We start from the raw sequence: 17712 nt of genomic DNA, 5'->3' as shown, positions 1-17712 counted from the left end.
CGGGGCAGTTGCGCCGCCCGGCTCAGCGCCGTGCGGCCAGCCGGGCGTCGAGCTCGGCGAGGTCGGCCACGAACCAGACGTCCTTGCCGCGGTTGGCTTCCCGCACGACGTCGCGGAACGCGGTGCTCGCTTCGACGTGCTCGCGGACGTCGCCGAGCAGGACCAGCCGGTGGCCGTACTGGACGATCTTCGAGAAGAAGTGCCCGATGAGCTTTTCGTGCATGTCGAAGAACCGGGCGGGGAACCGCTCGACGGGCACCACGAGGACGTCGACGCCCTGGCCGTAGGTGGCGCCGATCAGGTCGACGGCGTCGGCTTCGGTGGCCAGTTCCGGCCCCTCGGCGGGCACGAACCACACTCCGGGCCGGCTCATGGTCGTTTTCCTTCCAGGAACGCCGCGGCGGAACCGGCCCAGCCGGGCAGGAAGTGCCCGGCGTCCTCGGCCAACCGGACGTCGGCGTCCGGGAGCGCGGCCCGCATTTTCGCCGCCGCATCCCGCTGGTCGAGGAGGACGTCCCGGGCCCCGAAGTGCGCCTGCACCGGCATCGACAGGGCCCGCAGGCGCTCGACGGGGAACACCGGGATCGCCTCCAGGCGGGGCTTGAAGTGCTCGAACGTCGCCAGGGTGAACTCGCCGACCGCGCGCCGGCCCGGATCGGCCGGGCTGCCCTTGGCGACCATGGCCAGCGACTGGCGCCGGCCCCGGTCGCCGAGCAGGCTGTAGACGGCGAACTTGAGCAGCGGCGCGGTCCGGCGCCGGCCGATCCCGGCCGGGTTGACCAGCGCCAGCGCAGCGGCTCGCTCGGGCCGGCGGAGCGCGTAGTCCAGCGCCCACCAGCCGCCCAAGGAGGTGCCGAGGAAGGCCGCGCGCGGCAGCCCGAGCTCGCCGAGGACGTCGTCGAGCCATTCGGCGTAGGCCGGCGACCCGAGCGGGGGCCGTGCCTCGACGGTCCGGCCCGGTTCACCGGGCGCGTCGACCGCGTACACCCGCAGCCGCCCGGCGAGGGTGGCGATGTCCGGTAGCCAGTGCGCGGCGGTGCCGCCGGAACCCTGCAGCGCGACGACCGGCGGCGCGTCCACCGGCCCGGACACCACGGCGAAGGTGTCGCCCAGGCGGGTGGCCACCGTGCGCCGCTCGGCCGGCACGGGCCAGCGGTCGAGGAGCGTGTCGTAGCGTTCGCGGACCACGGCCGCCCCGGCCGCCGACCGGTAGATCGCGGTCACGTCAGGTTCTCCGTGACCGAGGCGACCCAGCGCAGCAGGTCGGCGCCCGCCGCCAGGTCGCCGAGCACGATGATCTTCATGGTGGCGCGCTCCCCGTCGTAGATGGTTTCGACGCGCAGGGGCCGCTCGCCGCCGTCGCGCGGCCCGTTCACCGAGGCCACGACCATGGTCGCGATCCGCTCGGCCGCCGCCCGGTCGACACCGGCGATCTCGGCGACGCCCGACAGCTCCGCGGTCGGCGCCGCGGCTCGCTCGGCCACCGGCAGCCCGGTGAAGGCCGCCAGGTCCTCGGCCGTGATGCGGTACTGCTTGCCGATCCGGACCGCCTTCAGCCGCCCGTCCCGCACGTAGTTCCGGACCGTCCGGACGTGCAGGCCGAGCTTCGCGGCGACCTGTTCGACAGAGAAGACGTCCTGCGCCATGACCCTCCTTGCGTTCCCCAAACTACCCTATCACGCGCCGATTAGGGAAGTTTAAGGAGTAAGCGGTTCGCTCACCCGGGTGACGGGTATTCCGAGGTGTTGTTCCTGCTCGCCCAGATACGTCCACATCGGACAGTCGAAAGGACGGCGCCGACGATGCCGTATCCCCCGCCCCCGGAGCCGTACGGCACGCCGTACGAGCCCGCCCCGACCGAAGAGATCGTGGAGCGCACCCACCCGCGCATCCGGGTCGTGCGCACGATCAACGCCCTCATCCACCTCGTCTGCGCGGTGTTCGCGCTGGTCCTGGCCGTGCACATCGTGCTGGTGCTGGGCGGGGCGAACTCGGCGAACGGCTTCGCCCACCTGATCTCGGAGTGGTCGGCGGGCGTGTCGCTCGGCCTGCGGAACCTCTTCACGCCGGACTCGGAGGGGCTGCGGACGTTCCTCAACGACGGCCTCGCCGCCGTTCTCTGGCTCATCATCGGCGCCATCCTGACCGATGTCATCACGCGCATCGGCATCCCGGGCCCGCGGCGGGTCTGGTACCGGCGCAGCTACCGCTGATCGCCACCACGAAGAAGGCCTCCCCGGAAGTGTTCCGGGGAGGCCTTCTTCGTGGTCTGTCCGCGTCCGTCAGCGCCGAGGCTGTTCGGCACCCGGTTGAACGGGCTCCGGCTCGGGTTGCGGCAGGGCCTGGCCGGCGGGCTCGCCGCCACGGGGTGCGGGAACGCCCTCGGCGGCGATCGCGTCGAAGTGCTCACGGCACCAGCGGCCGTAGCGCCTTGCGTGCACAGTCATCGCGTCCACCTCCTCTCCACGGGCGATTCTCGTCACACCCTCAGCGTCCTCCGCCGCGGCGCCGAACGCCAACAGATTTAAGCGGGACTTAACACACGATCGGGTGACAATCCACAAAGGACTGGAAATTAGCTCGCGAACTCCCGCACGACCGTCCGGCAGAAGGCCGGGAGGTCGTCCGGGTTCCGGCTGGAAACCAGTCCGTTGTCCACTACCACTTCTTCGTCGACGACCGTGCCGCCGGCGTTACGGATGTCGGTCCGGACGCTCGGGTACGACGTCAGCGTGCGGCCACGCACGACATCCGCCTCGACGAGCGTCCACGGACCGTGGCAGATCACCCCGACCGGCTTGCCGGCGCGCACGAAGTCGCCGACGAACTTGACCGCGGCGGGGTCCGTGCGCAGGTGGTCGGGGTTCATCGTGCCGCCGGGCAGCAGCAGCGCGTCGAAGTCGCCGATTTCGACGTCGGCGACCTTCCGGTCCACCGCGAACCGGTCACCCTTGTCGATGTCACCGTTCATCGCCTGGATTTCGCCGGTGTCCAGGGACACCAGCTCCACCGTCGCGCCCTCGTCGAGGACGGCCTGGCGCGGCTTTTCCAGCTCGACCTGTTCGACGCCGTCCGCGGCCAGGATCGCGACCCGGCGTCCTTGCAATGCGTTCGCCATGAGGCTCTCCCTCGGGTCGGAAAACTGCGTGCACCGGGGTATTTACCCCCTCATCGATGCGTCAAACCAAGTCCACAAAGGACGTTTGGGTCAGTCCCCACATTCGATGGCGAGCACCGCGATATCGTCATGTGCCGAGCTGCCGAGCCAGTCGCGCACGGCCTGCCGCAGCTGCCGCACGACCTCGCGAGCCGGCTCCCCGGCCGCCGCCGTGAGCACCGCGCGGAGCCGGTCGTCGCCGAAGAGGTCCGTCTGGTCGTGGCGGTTGCGGGCCTCGGTGATGCCGTCGGTGTAGAGGAGACAGACGTCGCCGCGCTCGAGCCGGACCTCGGCCTCGGCGAACCGGGCCTGCGGCGAGATGCCGACCAGCGTGCCCGGGACCGTGACCTCCTCGACGACGCCCGACCGGCGGACGATCAGCGGTGCCGGGTGGCCGCCGGAGGCCAGCGTCAGGCCGACCCCGCCGTCCGACGGCCGGGCCGTGCCGAGCACGAGGGTGGCGAACCGGCTGCTGCCGCCGGCGATGAGCAGCTCGTTGAGCAGCCGCAGCAGCGTGCGGCCGTCACGTTCGACCATGGCCAGCGCGGTCAGGGCGTGCCGGACCCGGCCGGTCAGGGCCGCGGCCTCGGGGCCCTTGCCGCAGACGTCGCCGAGCACCAGGAACGCGCTGCCGTCGCCGTGGGGCAGGACGTCGAAGAAGTCGCCGCCGACCGTGAGGACCCCGCCTGCCGGCTCGTACCAGGTTTCGAAGCGGGCACCGTCGAGGGCGGGCGGGTCGACCGGGCGCAGGGTCGTCTCCAGGCCGCGGGTCGCCTCCTCCTGCCGGGCGTAGCGCTGGGCGTTGGCCAGCGCCGTCCCGGCCGCCACGGCGAACTCGGCCACCGCCCGGGACTGTTCGGCGCCGAACCCGGCGTCGCCGCGGCGGCCCAGCAGCAGGGCACCGGTGACCCCGGCGCTCGCGCTCGGCCCCAGCGAGACGACCGAGACGTCGGTGTGCCCGGCGAACCGGTCGGCGACGACCGACGGCAGCGTGGCGACCTCAGGTGCTGGCACCGCGGCCTGCTGGGGCTTCCCGGTGGCCCCGAACGTCGCCGCCAGCACCGGCGCGACCTGGGCCGGCACCCGCCGGATCCGGCCGTGGCCCTGGGCGGCCGGACGCTCACAGCTCCACCACTCCCACCGGCCGCGGGTGGTCGGCAGCAGCACGAAGACGGTTTCGGCCAGCGCGGACGCGGCCAGTTCGGCGATCACCCGGGCGGTGCCGTGCCGTCCGCGCGCGGCGGCCAGCCGGGGAGCGGCCTCGGCCAGGAAGTCGCCCACCCGCCGCTGCGGGCTCTGCTCCGCGGACACGGTCCAGGCGTGCCACCCACCGGGCACGGCCCGGATCCGGGCCGGGTGGCGGTGGCCGGCCAGGTGGACGTGCCCGCTGGTTTCGGTCACGGCGTCGAGCCGCGGCTCGGCGCCGCCGGTCAGGGCCCGCGCCGCCGGGTTCGCCCAGCGCACCGCACCGGCGGCGTCCTGCAGGAACACCGCGTCGCGGACGTCTTCGAGGACGGCCCGCCCGAAGGCGTCGAAGCCCGGCGGCCCGTCGTCACCGATCATCGGCGGCAGGGCCGTCGAGGCCGGGGCCGGACGTGACACCATGCACGGACCTCCTGCCTCCGGACTGCTGTCGCACGGCTACCGCGTGAGCGGGCGGGCTGGCTCGAAGTGTAGGGCGAAGCATGGCACGCTGGGTCGACGACCATGGCTGGCGCATGCGTGGTGGAGAGGGTCGGCACACATGACAACGGAATCCCAGAGCGAAGCGGCGGCACTGGAGCGGGTGCTCGTCGCGGTGCGGGATCTCGGGGACGGCAACTTCCGCCGGCGGCTCGTGCCGCACGGCGACGGCATTTCTGCGCAGCTCGCGGTGGCGTTCAACGACATCGCCGAGCGCAACCAGCGGCTCGTCAGCGAGCTGCTGCGGGTCCGCGCGGCCGTCGGGCAGGAAGGCCGGCTCAGCGAGCGGCTCGAAGGCCAGGTCGGCCCCGGCGGCTGGACCACCGCCGTCGACGCCGTCAACGGCCTGGTCGAGGACCTCACGCGGCCGGCGATCGAGCTGGAGCGCGTGCTCGGCGGGGTCGCCGACGGCGACCTGTCCCAGCCGATGACGCTCACCCTCGACGGGCGCCCGCTGCAGGGCGCGTACGCCACGCTGGCGAAGACGGTCAACGGCCTCATCGCGCAGCTCTCGCGGTTCGCCGCCGAAGTGACGAGGCTCTCGCGGGAAATCGCGGGTGAGGGACGTCTCGGTGGCCAGGCGGTCGTCCCGGGCGTGTCGGGCACCTGGCGCGACCTGACCGACTCGGTCAACTTCATGGCCGACAACCTCACCGAGCAGGTCCGCAACATCGCCCAGGTCACCACCGCCGTCGCGCGCGGCGACCTGACCCAGAAGATCAACGTCGACGCCCGCGGCGAGATCCTCGAGCTCAAGAACACCATCAACACCATGGTCGACCAGCTGTCCGCGTTCGCCGACGAGGTCACCCGCGTCTCCCGCGAGGTCGGCTCGGACGGCAAGCTCGGCGGCCAGGCCAAGGTGCCGGGCGTCGCCGGGACGTGGCGCGACCTCACCGACTCGGTCAACCTGATGGCCGACAACCTCACCGACCAGGTCCGCGGGATCTCGCAGGTGGCGACCGCGGTGGCCACCGGCGACCTGACGAAGAAGATCGACGTCGACGCCCGCGGCGAGATCCTGCAGCTGAAGAACACGCTGAACACGATGGTCGACCAGCTCTCGGCGTTCGCCGGCGAAGTCACCCGCGTGGCGCGCGAGGTCGGCAGCGAGGGCAAGCTGGGCGGGCAGGCCGAGGTGCCGGGCGCGGCCGGGACGTGGCGCAGCCTCACCGACTCGGTCAACCAGATGGCCGACAACCTCACCGACCAGGTCCGGAACATCTCGCACGTCACCACGGCCGTGGCGAAGGGCGACCTGACGCAGAAGATCACCGTCGACGCCCGCGGCGAGTTCTTCGAGCTCAAGACGACCATGAACACGATGGTGGACCAGCTGTCCGCCTTCGCCGACGAAGTCACCCGGGTGGCGCGCGAAGTCGGCACCGAGGGCCAGCTGGGCGGCCAGGCGCAGGTCCCGGGGGTCGCCGGCACCTGGCGCGACCTCACCGGCTCGGTGAACTTCATGGCGAACAACCTGACCACCCAGGTGCGCAACATCGCCCAGGTCGCCACCGCCGTCGCGCGCGGCGACCTGACGCAGAAGATCGCGGTGGACGCCCGCGGCGAGATCCTGGAACTCAAGACGACGCTGAACACGATGGTGGACCAGCTGTCCGCGTTCGCGGACGAAGTCACCCGAGTGGCGCGCGAAGTCGGCACCGAGGGCAAGCTCGGTGGCCAGGCGGCCGTGCCGGGTGTGGCCGGGACCTGGAAGGACCTCACCGACAACGTCAACTCGATGGCGAACAACCTGACCGACCAGGTCCGGAACATCGCCACGGTGACGGCGGCGGTCGCGAAGGGCGACCTGACGCAGAAGATCACCGTCGACGCCCGCGGCGAGATCCTCGAGCTCAAGACGACGCTGAACACGATGGTGGACCAGCTGTCCGCCTTCGCCGACGAAGTCACCCGAGTGGCGCGCGAAGTCGGCACCGAAGGCATCCTCGGCGGCCAGGCGCGCGTCCGCGGCGTCGCGGGCACCTGGAAGGACCTCACCGACAACGTCAACGTCATGGCCGACAACCTGACCGACCAGGTGCGCAACATCGCCACCGTGGCGAGCGCGGTGGCCAACGGCGACCTGTCGAAGAAGATCCGGATCGAGGCACAGGGCGAGGTCGCGGCGCTGGCCGAGACGCTGAACGGCATGGTCGAGACGCTGCGCGCGTTCGCCGACGAGGTCACCCGCGTCGCGCGCGAAGTCGGCACCGAAGGCATCCTCGGCGGCCAGGCGCGCGTGCCCGGCGTCGCCGGGACCTGGAAGGACCTGACCGAGAACGTCAACTTCATGGCGCACAACCTGACCAGCCAGGTGCGCAACATCTCGCAGGTCACCACCGCGGTGGCGAAGGGCGACCTGACCAAGAAGATCGACGTCGACGCCCGGGGCGAGATCCTCGAGCTCAAGACCACGATGAACACGATGGTCGACCAGCTCTCGGCGTTCGCCTCCGAGGTCACGCGCGTCGCGCGCGAGGTCGGTACCGAGGGCAAGCTCGGCGGCCAGGCCGAGGTCGACGGCGTGTCCGGCACCTGGCAGCGGCTCACCGAGAGCGTGAACCAGCTGGCCGGGAACCTGACCACGCAGGTCCGCGCGATCGCGCAGGTGGCGACCGCGGTGACGGCCGGCGACCTGACCCGGCACATCACGGTCGACGCGTCCGGCGAGGTCGCCGACCTCAAGGACAACATCAACCAGATGATCGCGAACCTCAAGGAGACGACGAGGACCAACCGCGAGCAGGACTGGCTGAAGACGAACCTCGCCCAGCTGTCGGGCCGGATGCAGGGCCACCGCGACCTCGCGTCGGTCGCGGCGCTGATCCTGTCCGAGCTGGCCCCGCTGGTCCGCGCGCAGCAGGGCGCGTTCTTCCTGGCCCGCGACGACGACCGCGACGGCACGGTGCTGGAGTGCATCGCCGCGTACGGCCTCGCGCAGTCCCGGGCGGGACTGCGGTTCGCGATGGGCGAGTCGCTGATCGGCCAGGCGGCCATCGACCAGCGCACGGTGCTGGTGCACAACGCGCCGCCGGAGTACGCGCTGATCTCGTCCGGGCTGGGCTCGGCCGCGCCGGTGAACCTGATCGTGCTGCCGGTGCTGTTCCAGGGCGAGGTGCTCGGGGTGCTGGAGCTGGCCTCGGTGAACGAGTTCAGCACCGTCCACCAGGACCTGCTGGAGCAGCTGCGGCACACGATCGGCGTCAACGTGAACACGATCCTGTCGAACTCGCGGACCGAAGCGCTGCTGACGGAGTCGCAGCGGCTGGCGCAGGAGCTGCGGGCGCGCTCGGAGCAGCTGCAGGCCCAGCAGGGCGAGCTGCGGCGGTCCAACACCGAGCTGGCCGAGAAGGCCGCGCTGCTGGCCCAGCAGAACCGCGACATCGAGGTCAAGAACAGCGAGATCGAACAGGCGCGTCAGGAGCTCGAGGAACGCGCCGGGCAGCTGACGGTGGCGTCGCAGTACAAGACCGAGTTCATGGCGAACATGTCGCACGAGCTGCGGACGCCGTTGAACAGCGCGTTGATCCTGGCGAAGCTGCTTTCGGAGAACCCCGAGGGCAACCTGACGGAGAAGCAGATCCAGTTCGCGAAGACGATCTACGCGGCCGGGTCGGACCTGCAGCAGCTGATCAACGACATCCTGGACCTGGCCAAGGTCGAGGCGGGCCGGCTCGACATGCAGATGTCCGACATCACGCTGCCGGAGCTGGTGGACTACGTCGAGTCGCTGTGCCGGCCGCTGACCGCGGACAAGGGCCTGGAGTTCGCCGTCCACATCGATCCCCCGGTGCCCGGGAGCGTCCACACGGACGAGCACCGGCTCCAGCAGATCCTCCGGAACCTGCTGTCGAACGCGGCGAAGTTCACCGACGAGGGCGGCGTCCGCCTCCACATCCGCGCGGCGGACCCGGCGGAGGTCGAGCAGGAGGCCTTGCGGAACGCGCCGGGCATCATCGCGTTCGCGGTCGAGGACACCGGGATCGGCATCCCGGAGGAGAAGCTGGCGGTCATCTTCGAGGCGTTCCGCCAGGCCGACGGCACGACGAGCCGCAAGTACGGCGGCACGGGCCTCGGGCTGAACATCAGCCAGCAGCTGACCGAGCTCCTGGGCGGCGAGCTGCGCGTGATGAGCGAACCGGGCGTCGGATCGACGTTCACCCTGTACCTCCCCGCGGCGGCCGCCAGCCTGGTGGACCCGGCCCTGACGGCCCTCTCCTCCCCCCGGCTGCCGCCCGTGCCCAGCACGGTGCTGGTGGCCGCCCCGGACGTGACACCCAAGCGCTTCCACGGCGAGAAGGTCCTGATCGTCGACGACGACCTCCGCAACGTGTTCGCCCTGGCAGCGGTCCTGGAGCAGGCGGGCCTGGAGGTGATCTACGCGGAAACGGGTGTCGACGGCATCCGGGCGCTGGAGCGCAACGAGGACACGGCCCTGGTCCTGATGGACGTCATGATGCCGGAGCTGGACGGCAACGCCACGATCGCGGCCATCAGGGCGGAAGCGGCCAACGCGGACCTGCCGGTGATCGCGGTGACGGCCAAGGCCACGGCGGAGGACCGGGCTCGCACCTTGGCCAGCGGAGCCGACGACTACATCACCAAGCCGGTGGACACGGACAAGCTGCTCGACGTGATCGCGGCTTCGTTGGAAGCGGACGCCGCGTCAACCCGCGACGCCGCCTCTTCAGCCTGAACTTCGTGGAGCGGGTGACGGGAATCGAACCCGCGTAGCTAGTTTGGAAGACTAGGGCTCTACCATTGAGCTACACCCGCGTGCCCCCGAAGGTACCCGGGTGCGTCGCTAGCTTAGCGTGACCCGCTAGGCTGATCACACACCCCCCTGGGGGTGGACCCGGGATGTGGCGCAGCTTGGTAGCGCATCCGCTTTGGGAGCGGAGGGTCGCAGGTTCAAATCCTGTCATCCCGACGCGATTCGGGGGTGGGCTCGCGCTTACGCGCTCGCCCCTCCCCCTCTATCTTCGTTGTGTTGCCCGGGGGGCCGAGCCCCCCGGACCCCCCACGGTGCCTCGGGCGTCACTTGGGCGCTCTGCCGGGCCGGGCTCTGCCTCGGTCCGGGTGGGTGGGTGGGTGGGTATTCACTCGGCTAGCGCCTCGCTCAGCCAGGTTGATAGCGCCTCTGTCAGTGCTTCTGGCTGGTCTTCTGGGGTCTGGTGGCCTGCCTTCTCTGGGCGTCGGACCACCTGCAGGGAAGCGAAGTTCGAAGCGCACCAGTCGATCATCGATGGGGTCAGCATCGTGTCGTAGTCCGGCTCGAATGTCACCAGGAGCTTGGGGATCTCCACCGACGATGCCAGCCAGCTGTCGAATGCCTCGATGCGGGTGACTACCGCGGCCGGCTCGCCGCCCAGGGGCATTGACCGGGTCCATTGCAGGACCGGGCGGTGGTCCTGGAATGCGTACTCCTGGGACAGGAAGTCGTTGATCATCGACTCGCCCACGCCTGGGGTCTTCAACGCGCGGAACAGCTCGGCGCCCGCGGGTGGGAACTCCTCCCACGTCATCGGCTTCAGCACCGCTTCGGTGAACGCCAGGCCCCGGACGCGGGAGGGGTGGCGGGATGCCCAGTCCGCCGCCAGTGCGCCGCCCCAGTCGTGACCGATCAGGACCACCTTGTCCAGCTCGAGGGCGTCGAACCACTCGTCCAAGTAGCGGGCGTGGTCGTCGAAGGTGTAGGCGATGTCCGGGCGAGGGGACTCGCCCATGCCGATCAGGTCCGGGGCCAGCCTGCGGCCCGGCAAGGACGGCATCACCTTGCGCCACAAGTAGGACGACGCCGGGTTGCCGTGCAGGAACACCAATGGGGAACCCGTTCCGAACGAGCGGTATGCCAGCGTTGTCACTTGAACGCCCCCGCGAAACGCGAAGCCCAGTCCGCGAACGGGCGCGGTGGGCGGCCCAGTACCCGCGCGACGTCCGGGCTCACCCGCTGCTCCTCGGGTGTCGGCTCACCCAGGATGGCCAGCGTGGAGTCCGCCACCTCCGGTGGCATGAAGCCCAGCAGCACCGAGCGCGCCTCCTCGCGCGTCTGCGGGACGAACCGGACCGGCTCTCCCACCGCCTCGCCGATCGCCGCCGCCTGGTCTCGCGGGGACAGCGGGGACGGACCGGTCAGCACGTAGGTCTTGTCCTCGTGTGCCGGGGACAGCAATGCCGCCGCCGCCACCGAAGCTATGTCCTCCGGGTCGACCACCGGCAGGGCCACGTCGCCGAAGGGGGCGGCGACCTCACGCTTGGCGCGTACGCTTTCCGCCCACTGCAACGCGTTCGACGCGAACCCCGCCGGGCGCAGGATCGTCCACTTCAGACCCGAGGACCGCACCGCCTCCTCGAACAGCGCCGGGTGGCGGCCTGTGCCGACGCCCTGCGAGGACAGCAGCACCACCCGCTCGACGCCCGCCGCCCGCGCTCGCTCCAGCACCGGCTCGAGCGAGTCCCGGAACCCCGGCGGGGTCATCACGAACACCGCCGCCGCGCCGGCGAAGTCGAGTGAAGCCAGCTCTCCCTGCCGCACAACGACTCCCGGGGGCGCCGCCGTGATCCCGCGCGATACCGCCGTCACCTCTTCGCCCGCCGCGGACAGCATCCGCACCAGCGGTTCTCCGACATTTCCCGTCGCTCCCACAACCATGATCATGGGAACGACGCTACATTCCGCGGTATAGTAGGTACCTAGAGGAAAGTATTGGCTGGAGGCGCGAAAGTGACCGAGACCACACCCGAGCTGGCCTGCCCGATCGCGCCGGTGGTCGACATCGTCTTCAGCCGGTGGACGACGCCGATCCTGTGGGCGCTCCACGAGTACGGCCGGCAGCGGTTCGTCGAACTGCAGCGGCGCATCACCACCATCACCCCGAAGGTGCTCACCCAGCGGCTGCGGCAGCTGGAGCGCGACGGCCTCGTCGTGCGCACCTACCACGCCGAGGTGCCACCGCGGGTCGAGTACGAGATCAGCGAACTCGGCCGCAGCCTCGGCCCGCTGTTCGCGTCGCTCTCCGAGTGGTCGGGCAACCTCGAGAAGGTCGAAGCGGCCCGTCAGAGCTACGACGAGCGCAGCTCGGCCAGGTAAGCCTCGCGCTACGGAGAAACGTCCAGGTAGTCGAGGTTCGCCGGGCCGTCGGCCGTCGTCGCGGTCAGGCGGACCGTGTGCGAGCCCGCCGGCAACGACGTCGACCTGACCACCGTGCTCCACGTCGTCCAGGCGCCGGTCGCCGGGAACGGGACGCCCGCGGCCACCACCGCGCCGTCCACCGAAATGTCCACCGGGCGCGCCGCCGTCGTGCCGTTCGCGTAGCCGAACGTCAGCGCCGACGCCGGTCCCGTCACCTGCCACTCGACGTAGCTGCCGACCGCGTTGGCGCCGTTCGCGAACCCGGTCCCGGAGAAGCCCGCGTGGTTCGCGTCGATCGTGCCGCCCGCCGAAACCGATGCGGACTCGGCTTCGTAGCGCGTCGCGCCACCGGCGCGGGACACGCGGTACAGCACCGTCGCGTGCGAGGGCACCGACGCGCTGATCGTGCCGGTCGTCGTCCGGGCCGCCTTGCTCCACAGGTCCTTCAGCGTGTACGAGGACGCGCCGCCGATCCCGGTGGCCGCCGCCGTCGTGCTGATCGTCGCCGTCGCGGCCGTCTCGTTGGACAGCGCCACCGCGCGGTCGCCGTTCGCCAGCACCTTGCTGTACACGACGAGGCCCGCGTTCGCGCTCAGCACCGTGGCCTGCTTGCCCAGCGAATCCTGGTCGAGCGCGATGACGTCGGTGTTCTTGAGGATCGCGAAGTTGTCCTCCGACACCTTGCGCAGGTCGCTGCCGATCAGCAGCGGCGCCGCCATCATCGCCCACAGGCTGAAGTGCGTGCGGTACTCCGCCGCGGTCATCCCGCCGTTGCCGACCTCCAGCATGTCGGGGTCGTTCCAGTGGCCGGGGCCGGCGTACTGCGCGAGGCCGCGGTTGGTCTGCGCCTTGCCGATCATGCTCGACCACTTGTCGGAGATGTCGCCGGTGGTGCGCCACAGGTTCCCGACCGGCGCGGCCCACGTCCACGGCTGGTTCTGGCCCCATTCGCAGATGGAGTACGCGATCGCGCGGCCCGACTTCGCGAGCGCGTCCCGCATCGCCTTGTACCGCTGCTGCGCGTCGACGCCCTGGTTGTTGCAGTTGTCGTACTTCAGGTAGTCGACCCCCCAGGACGCGAACAGGTTCGCGTCCAGCTGCTCGTGGTTCAGTGCGCCGGGGAAGCCCGCCTTGTTGCAGGTCTTCGTGCCGGCACTGGTGTAGATGCCGAACTTCAGGCCCTTGCCGTGCACGTAGTCGGCGAGCGCCTTGATGCCGCCGGGGAACCGCGCCGGGTCGGGCACCAGGTTCCCCGCCGAGTTGCGGGACGGCAGCGCCCAGCAGTCGTCGATGTTGACGTAGGTGTAGCCGGCGTCTTTCAGGCCCTTGCTGACGAAGATGTCCGCGATGCCCTTGATCATCGCCTCGTTGAAGTCGGCTTTGCACTGCGTGGAGTTCCAGTTGTTGAAGCCCATCGGCGGTGTGCGCAGCAGGCCGTTTTCGAGGGCCGCCGCCGTGGGCGCGCCCAGGACGAGGCCGCCGGCCGCGATCGCGAGCGCGGCGGCCGCGCTCGCGATTCGACGAGGTGAGGACATGCGAACTCCCGGTGGTGGAGACATCAGAGGTCTACACCAGTTAGTAAAGAGTCCTGCCTAACCCGGAGTCAAGAGATCATGTATCAGATATGAAATTGGGTTTCCGCTGGCCGGGACGCTAATCCGCCACCTGGCGCGCGGTCGCCATCGCGCGCTCGGGCTCCCAGAACGCCCGCACCGACCTGAGCAACCCGTCCTCGCCGACGCGGTAGACGAACACCCCGTCGGTGTCGACGCGGTAGCCGCCCGGCAGGAACGTCGTGATCGTGCCGACGTTGGCCACCTCGTCACCGCCCGCGTGGGAATCGCGGATGGTGAATTCGAAGCGCTCGACATTGGCGATCGTCTTGTCCCAGAACGCGCCGATGCCCTCACGGCCGTGGTGCCCCTTACCCGCCTCGTCGATGAACGACGGGCCGACCGGGTCCTCGACCACCGCGTCCGGGGCGAACAGGGCCAGCCAGCCCTCCTTGTCGCCGGCCGTCACGGCCGTCATCGACGCGAACGCCGCGCGCCGCGCGGGCGGCTGCTCCGCCGACGTGTCCCAGCTGACCTGCACGCCCACGGCACTCACTCCTCGAACTTCGCGATGATCTCGGTCCCGAACCTGCGAATGGCCTCGAGCTTCGGCTCGACCGGCGCGTCGAACCCGACGCCGTCGAAGACCCACGGCATGGTGATGACGTCGGTGACGCCCGCTTCGGCCTGCGCGCGGTAGCCGTCCAACCCGAAGGCGTCGATGCAGACCGCCTGATACTCGAACGGGACATCGGCGCGACCCTGCTCGGCGAGCAGCTCCTTGAGCCGGGCGATGGTGTCGCGCAGCTCGTCGAGCTTCATCATCGCCGACGACCAGCCGTCGGCGACCCGCGCGGCGCGCTTCAGCGCGATCTCGGTGTGGCCGCCGATGTAGAACGGCACCCGGCCCGGCGGCGCCGGGCTCATCTGGATCTTGTCGAAGTCGTAGAACTCGCCGTGGTACTCGACCATGCCGCCGTCGAGGATCAGCCGCAGCACGTCGATGGCCTCGTCGACGCGCTTGCCGCGCCGTTCGAACGGCACGCCGCAGTACTCGAACTCCTGGGGCAGCCAGCCGACGCCGAGCCCGAGGCCGAACCGGCCGCCGGTGAGCACCGCCGCCGAGCCGACCTGGCGGGCCAGCAGCACCGGGTTGCGGGAGCCGAGCTTGAGCACCGACGTGTAGAAGTGGATCCGGCTGGTCACCGCGCCCATCGACGCGGTCGCCACGAGCGGGTCCACCCAGGGGGTCTCCGCGGTCCAGAACCGGCTGCCGTCGGGGGTGTACGGGTAGTCCGTGTCCACCGTTTCGGCGTAGAAGAGCGAGTCGGGCAGGGCAATGGAGGCGAAGCCGGCCTCTTCGGCGGCCCGGGCGAGCTCGCCCAGCTGATCGAGGGGGTTCATCGCGATCGACAGGGTGAACTTCATGCCCGAACTATAACGTGTTCTAGTTTCTTCGGCCAGCTCCCGAGGTGGGCCCGGTCACGCGGCGGGAACCCACCGCGTAGCGTCCGCGTTGTCCGTTTCAAAGGTGACCACCGGTCACCGAGCCCCGAACTTCTGGGAGTGGTCCATGGGCACCGCGATCTTCTTGATCGTAGTCGTCGTCTTGATCGTCGGTGGCGGCCTCTATTTCTCGCGGCAGCGCGCCGCGGCCCGGCAGCGGGAGCTCGACGACGCCAAGGCCGACGCCCGGCGCCTGCTCGAACGGCTCGGCGGCCAGGTCCTCAACATCAACGGCACGGACACCGCCTCGCAGCAGGCGATGGCCGACGCCGCCGAGCGCTACAACGCGGCCGGCTCGCAGATGGAGCAGGCCCGCACGATCGAACAGGCCCGGCTGGTCAAGGAGACCGCCATCGAGGGCCTCTACTACGTGCGCGCCGCGCGCGTCGCGATGGGCATGGACCCCGGCCCGCAGCTGCCGGAGGAGGCCGAGCGCGAGCGCGCCGGCAAGGTCACCGAGCGCCGCGACGTCGACGTCGAGGGCCAGCACTACGCCGCCTCCCCGGACGCCGGCCAGGACACGCCGTACTACTACCCCGGCGGCCGCGTCGCGGGCCGTCCGGTGCCGCAGGGCTGGTACAGCGAGCCGTGGTGGAAGCCCGCGCTCGTCGCCGGCGCCTGGGGTCTCGGGTCGATGTTCCTGTTCAGCGCGATGTTCTCCGGCATGGGCGGCATCGCGAGCGCCTCGGCGTGGGAGTCGGGCTACGACGCGGGCCAGCAGGACGCGCTCGAGTCCGGCGACATGGGCGGAGACGGCGGCGGTGACATGGGCGGCGACGGCGGAGGCGACTTCGGCGGAGACGGCGGCGGCGACTGGGGCGGCGGCGGCTTCGACGGAGGCGGGTTCGACGGCGGAGGCTTCGACGGGGGCGGCTTCGACTTCTGACCCTCCGCCGGTCCCGAACGCAGTGAATGACTCATTCCTGTCGTCTGACGACAGGAATGAGTCATTCATGTCAGTTCTGGCAGCGAGGGCACCAGTAGAGGTTGCGGCCCACCAGCTCCGAGTGCGCCACCGGCGTCCCGCACACCAGGCACGGTTCGCCGGCCCGCCGGTAGACGTAGACCTCGCCGCCGTGGCGGTCCACGCGCGCCGCCCGCCCCATCGCCTCCGGCAGGTGCTCCGGCCGGACCGTGTCGATGCGGCCGACGCGGACGCCGTCGCGCATCAGGGTCACCAGGTCGGCCCACAGGTCGTCCCAGAGGGCCCGATCGAGGGAACGGCCCGGCGTCAGTGGTGCCACGCCGTGGCGGAACAGCACCTCCGCGCGGTAGACGTTGCCGACACCGGCGAGAACAGCCTGGTCCATCAGCAGCGCCGCGATCGACGTCTTGGACCGCGAAACGCGCGCCCAGGCCAGCTCCGGTTTCGCGTCGCGGCGCAGCGGGTCGGGACCGAGCCGCGCCTTGATCGCGTCCGCCTGTGCGACGTCCAGCAGCTCACAGCGGGTGGGCCCGCGCAGGTCCGTCCAATGTGTCCGGCCGGCCAGCCGCAGCCGGACCTGGCCCACCGGCTCGGGCGCGGGCAGCGGCGACTCGCCGAAGGTGCCGTAGAGCCCCAGGTGGATGTGCACGATCCCGTGCGGGCCGTAGTCGTGGAAGAGGTGCTTGCCGTACGCCTCGGCGCCGGCGAACACCTGACCGTCCAAACGGGACGCTTCGGCGGCGAACCGGCCCTGCGGGCTGCTCACCGCGACCGGCGCGCCGGCGAACCGGCGCTTGTGCAGCCGCGCGAGCCGGTGGAGCGTGTGCCCCTCGGGCATCAGGCCTCCGGCAACGCCGGCGGGGTCCCGGTGCGCTCGTAGTCGAGCAACTGCTGCACGCGGCGGGCATGCCGCTCCTCCGGCGAGACCTCCGTCGCCAGGAACGCCTCGACGATCTCGACGGCCTCCTCGGCGGTGTGCATCCGGGCGCCGACGCCGATCAGCTGGGCGTGGTTGTGCTCCCGGCACAGCTTCGCGGTCTCGACGCTCCAGGCCAGGCCGGCGCGGGCGCCGGGGACCTTGTTGGCGGCGATCTGCTCGCCGTTGCCCGAGCCGCCGACCACGATGCCGCGACTGCCCTCGTCGGCCACCACGCGCAGCGCCGTCTCGACGCAGAACGCCGGGTAGTCGTCGTCCGCGTCGTAGACGTGCGGACCGATGTCGGTGACCTCGTGGCCCTGTTTCTCCAGGTGAGCCACCAGGTGGTTCTTCAGCTCGAAACCGGCATGGTCGGATCCCAAGTAGACACGCACGGCCAGGAGTCTGCCACCACGCCCGGTTTCGGGCATGCTCCGGGGGTGGGGATCTGGGAGCAGACCGGCAGCGACGTCCGGCTCGACTGGGGTGCCGAAGGGGTCGCCGCGCTCGGCCGCGAATGCGCGGTGCTGGTGGTCGTCGACGTGCTCTCCTTCAGCACCACGACGGATCTCGTGGTCGGCCGCGGCGGCCGGGTGCTGCCGGTCCGGTGGCGCGACGAACGCGGGATCGCCCGGGCCGGGGCAGTCATCGCGGGCGTCTTCTGTGACGGAAATCCCTCCGTAGACGCTGCTCGCGCCGACCTCGTCCGACGGCGCGAACCGTGTGTGACCCACCGCCGCCTTCGCCGCCACCGCGAGACGCGCCAGCTGGGAGGCCCCATCGGCCTGGTCGCGGCCGGGGCGGGACGATTTCGGCCACAGCGAAACGTTCGGACCG

17 protein-coding genes, 2 tRNA genes and 1 pseudogene are annotated in these 17712 nt (G+C 70.8%); 6 read left to right on the top strand and 14 right to left on the bottom strand.

Annotation, left to right across the window (positions count from 1 at the left end):
• Positions 1-22: 22 nt before the first annotated feature.
• From AB0F52_RS43050 to AB0F52_RS43040, 3 genes are read right to left on the bottom strand one after another with little or no spacing between them, the layout of a single operon-like run.
• The gene (locus AB0F52_RS43050) at positions 23-373 is read right to left on the bottom strand and encodes a DUF4180 domain-containing protein (protein WP_103343359.1); all 351 of its coding nucleotides are present in this window, start codon (positions 371-373) and stop codon (positions 23-25) included.
• Positions 370-1224, bottom strand: a complete 855-nt coding sequence (locus AB0F52_RS43045; protein WP_360183713.1) for an alpha/beta fold hydrolase — start codon at positions 1222-1224, stop codon at positions 370-372. The genes AB0F52_RS43050 and AB0F52_RS43045 overlap by 4 nt, the downstream gene beginning before the upstream one ends.
• A complete protein-coding gene (locus tag AB0F52_RS43040; protein ID WP_103343357.1) occupies positions 1221-1646 on the bottom strand; it encodes a helix-turn-helix domain-containing protein in 426 nt (141 codons plus the stop codon). The genes AB0F52_RS43045 and AB0F52_RS43040 overlap by 4 nt, the downstream gene beginning before the upstream one ends.
• Positions 1647-1802: 156 nt before the next feature.
• Between AB0F52_RS43040 and AB0F52_RS43035 the strand changes: the two genes are divergently transcribed.
• Positions 1803-2213 (top strand): hypothetical protein, encoded by a 411-nt coding sequence (locus AB0F52_RS43035; RefSeq protein WP_360183711.1) that lies wholly within the window; start codon positions 1803-1805, stop codon positions 2211-2213.
• Positions 2214-2282: 69 nt separating this feature from the next.
• Here AB0F52_RS43035 and AB0F52_RS43030 read toward each other — a convergent pair whose 3' ends face one another.
• From AB0F52_RS43030 to AB0F52_RS43020, 3 genes are all read right to left on the bottom strand, one after another.
• The gene (locus AB0F52_RS43030; protein ID WP_360183709.1) at positions 2283-2447 is read right to left on the bottom strand and encodes a hypothetical protein; all 165 of its coding nucleotides are present in this window, start codon (positions 2445-2447) and stop codon (positions 2283-2285) included.
• Between the two features lie 128 nt (positions 2448-2575).
• The gene (locus AB0F52_RS43025) at positions 2576-3118 is read right to left on the bottom strand and encodes a type 1 glutamine amidotransferase domain-containing protein (protein WP_013228555.1); all 543 of its coding nucleotides are present in this window, start codon (positions 3116-3118) and stop codon (positions 2576-2578) included.
• Between the two features lie 90 nt (positions 3119-3208).
• Positions 3209-4762: a SpoIIE family protein phosphatase gene (locus tag AB0F52_RS43020; RefSeq protein ID WP_360183707.1), complete on the bottom strand. Its 1554-nt coding sequence runs from the start codon at positions 4760-4762 to the stop codon at positions 3209-3211.
• A gap of 139 nt (positions 4763-4901) precedes the next feature.
• On the opposite strand from AB0F52_RS43020, the gene AB0F52_RS43015 reads away from it, so the two are divergent.
• On the top strand, positions 4902-9539 hold the full coding sequence (locus AB0F52_RS43015; RefSeq protein WP_360183705.1) for a HAMP domain-containing protein: 4638 nt from the start codon (positions 4902-4904) through the stop codon (positions 9537-9539).
• Positions 9540-9545: 6 nt separating this feature from the next.
• Here the strand turns inward: AB0F52_RS43015 and AB0F52_RS43010 are convergent.
• Positions 9546-9619 (bottom strand) — tRNA-Gly (locus AB0F52_RS43010).
• An 80-nt stretch (positions 9620-9699) separates the two neighbouring features.
• Between AB0F52_RS43010 and AB0F52_RS43005 the strand changes: the two genes are divergently transcribed.
• A tRNA-Pro gene (locus AB0F52_RS43005) sits at positions 9700-9773 on the top strand.
• Between the two features lie 169 nt (positions 9774-9942).
• Here AB0F52_RS43005 and AB0F52_RS43000 read toward each other — a convergent pair.
• A complete protein-coding gene (locus tag AB0F52_RS43000; RefSeq protein ID WP_360183761.1) occupies positions 9943-10662 on the bottom strand; it encodes an alpha/beta fold hydrolase in 720 nt (239 codons plus the stop codon).
• A gap of 41 nt (positions 10663-10703) precedes the next feature.
• Entirely contained in the window at positions 10704-11501 is a 798-nt protein-coding gene (locus AB0F52_RS42995; protein ID WP_360183703.1) for an NAD(P)H-binding protein, read from the bottom strand.
• A gap of 66 nt (positions 11502-11567) precedes the next feature.
• On the opposite strand from AB0F52_RS42995, the gene AB0F52_RS42990 reads away from it, so the two are divergent.
• Entirely contained in the window at positions 11568-11933 is a 366-nt protein-coding gene (locus AB0F52_RS42990; RefSeq protein WP_360183701.1) for a helix-turn-helix domain-containing protein, read from the top strand.
• Positions 11934-11941: 8 nt separating this feature from the next.
• Here the strand turns inward: AB0F52_RS42990 and AB0F52_RS42985 are convergent, their stop codons facing one another.
• The 3 genes from AB0F52_RS42985 to AB0F52_RS42975 all read right to left on the bottom strand — a co-directional run bounded on the left by AB0F52_RS42985 (position 11942) and on the right by AB0F52_RS42975 (position 14956).
• Positions 11942-13510 (bottom strand): carbohydrate-binding protein, encoded by a 1569-nt coding sequence (locus AB0F52_RS42985; RefSeq protein ID WP_360183699.1) that lies wholly within the window; start codon positions 13508-13510, stop codon positions 11942-11944.
• Positions 13511-13628: 118 nt separating this feature from the next.
• Positions 13629-14075, bottom strand: a complete 447-nt coding sequence (locus AB0F52_RS42980; protein ID WP_360183697.1) for a nuclear transport factor 2 family protein — start codon at positions 14073-14075, stop codon at positions 13629-13631.
• Between the two features lie 5 nt (positions 14076-14080).
• The gene (locus tag AB0F52_RS42975) at positions 14081-14956 is read right to left on the bottom strand and encodes a TIGR03619 family F420-dependent LLM class oxidoreductase (protein ID WP_360183695.1); all 876 of its coding nucleotides are present in this window, start codon (positions 14954-14956) and stop codon (positions 14081-14083) included.
• 145 nt (positions 14957-15101) lie between these two features.
• Here AB0F52_RS42975 and AB0F52_RS42970 point away from each other — a divergent pair, with 145 nt between their 5' ends.
• Positions 15102-15920, top strand: a complete 819-nt coding sequence (locus AB0F52_RS42970; RefSeq protein ID WP_360183693.1) for a hypothetical protein — start codon at positions 15102-15104, stop codon at positions 15918-15920.
• Positions 15921-15990: 70 nt separating this feature from the next.
• Here AB0F52_RS42970 and AB0F52_RS42965 read toward each other — a convergent pair whose 3' ends face one another.
• Entirely contained in the window at positions 15991-16797 is an 807-nt protein-coding gene (locus tag AB0F52_RS42965; protein WP_360183691.1) for a DNA-formamidopyrimidine glycosylase family protein, read from the bottom strand.
• Entirely contained in the window at positions 16797-17270 is a 474-nt protein-coding gene (locus AB0F52_RS42960; protein WP_191307748.1) for a ribose-5-phosphate isomerase, read from the bottom strand. Before AB0F52_RS42960 ends, AB0F52_RS42965 begins: the two co-directional genes overlap by 1 nt.
• Between AB0F52_RS42960 and AB0F52_RS42955 the strand changes: the two are divergent.
• Positions 17190-17531: pseudogene (locus AB0F52_RS42955) on the top strand (hypothetical protein); the annotation flags it as partial. The gene AB0F52_RS42960 and the pseudogene AB0F52_RS42955 sit on opposite strands and share 81 nt — an antisense overlap.
• Positions 17532-17712: the final 181 nt, after the last annotated feature.

Origin of the sequence: Amycolatopsis sp. NPDC024027 (genome assembly GCF_040638975.1) — a bacterium.
Classification (GTDB): Bacteria; Actinomycetota; Actinomycetes; order Mycobacteriales; family Pseudonocardiaceae; genus Amycolatopsis.
This window is presented reverse-complemented; position numbering and strand designations above follow the sequence as displayed.

Bases quoted from the DNA above. Each gene is read 5' to 3' on its own strand.
- AB0F52_RS43050 (WP_103343359.1), bottom strand. From the start codon at position 373: ATGAGCCGGCCCGGAGTGTGGTTCGTGCCCGCCGAGGGGCCGGAACTG.
- AB0F52_RS43040 (WP_103343357.1), bottom strand. From the start codon at position 1,646: ATGGCGCAGGACGTCTTCTCTGTCGAACAGGTCGCCGCGAAGCTCGGC.
- AB0F52_RS43035 (WP_360183711.1), top strand. From the start codon at position 1,803: ATGCCGTATCCCCCGCCCCCGGAGCCGTACGGCACGCCGTACGAGCCC.
- AB0F52_RS43030 (WP_360183709.1), bottom strand. From the start codon at position 2,447: ATGACTGTGCACGCAAGGCGCTACGGCCGCTGGTGCCGTGAGCACTTC.
- AB0F52_RS43025 (WP_013228555.1), bottom strand. From the start codon at position 3,118: ATGGCGAACGCATTGCAAGGACGCCGGGTCGCGATCCTGGCCGCGGAC.
- AB0F52_RS43020 (WP_360183707.1), bottom strand. From the start codon at position 4,762: ATGGTGTCACGTCCGGCCCCGGCCTCGACGGCCCTGCCGCCGATGATC.
- AB0F52_RS43015 (WP_360183705.1), top strand. From the start codon at position 4,902: ATGACAACGGAATCCCAGAGCGAAGCGGCGGCACTGGAGCGGGTGCTC.
- AB0F52_RS42995 (WP_360183703.1), bottom strand. From the start codon at position 11,501: ATGATCATGGTTGTGGGAGCGACGGGAAATGTCGGAGAACCGCTGGTG.
- AB0F52_RS42985 (WP_360183699.1), bottom strand. From the start codon at position 13,510: ATGTCCTCACCTCGTCGAATCGCGAGCGCGGCCGCCGCGCTCGCGATC.
- AB0F52_RS42975 (WP_360183695.1), bottom strand. From the start codon at position 14,956: ATGAAGTTCACCCTGTCGATCGCGATGAACCCCCTCGATCAGCTGGGC.
- AB0F52_RS42970 (WP_360183693.1), top strand. From the start codon at position 15,102: ATGGGCACCGCGATCTTCTTGATCGTAGTCGTCGTCTTGATCGTCGGT.
- AB0F52_RS42965 (WP_360183691.1), bottom strand. From the start codon at position 16,797: ATGCCCGAGGGGCACACGCTCCACCGGCTCGCGCGGCTGCACAAGCGC.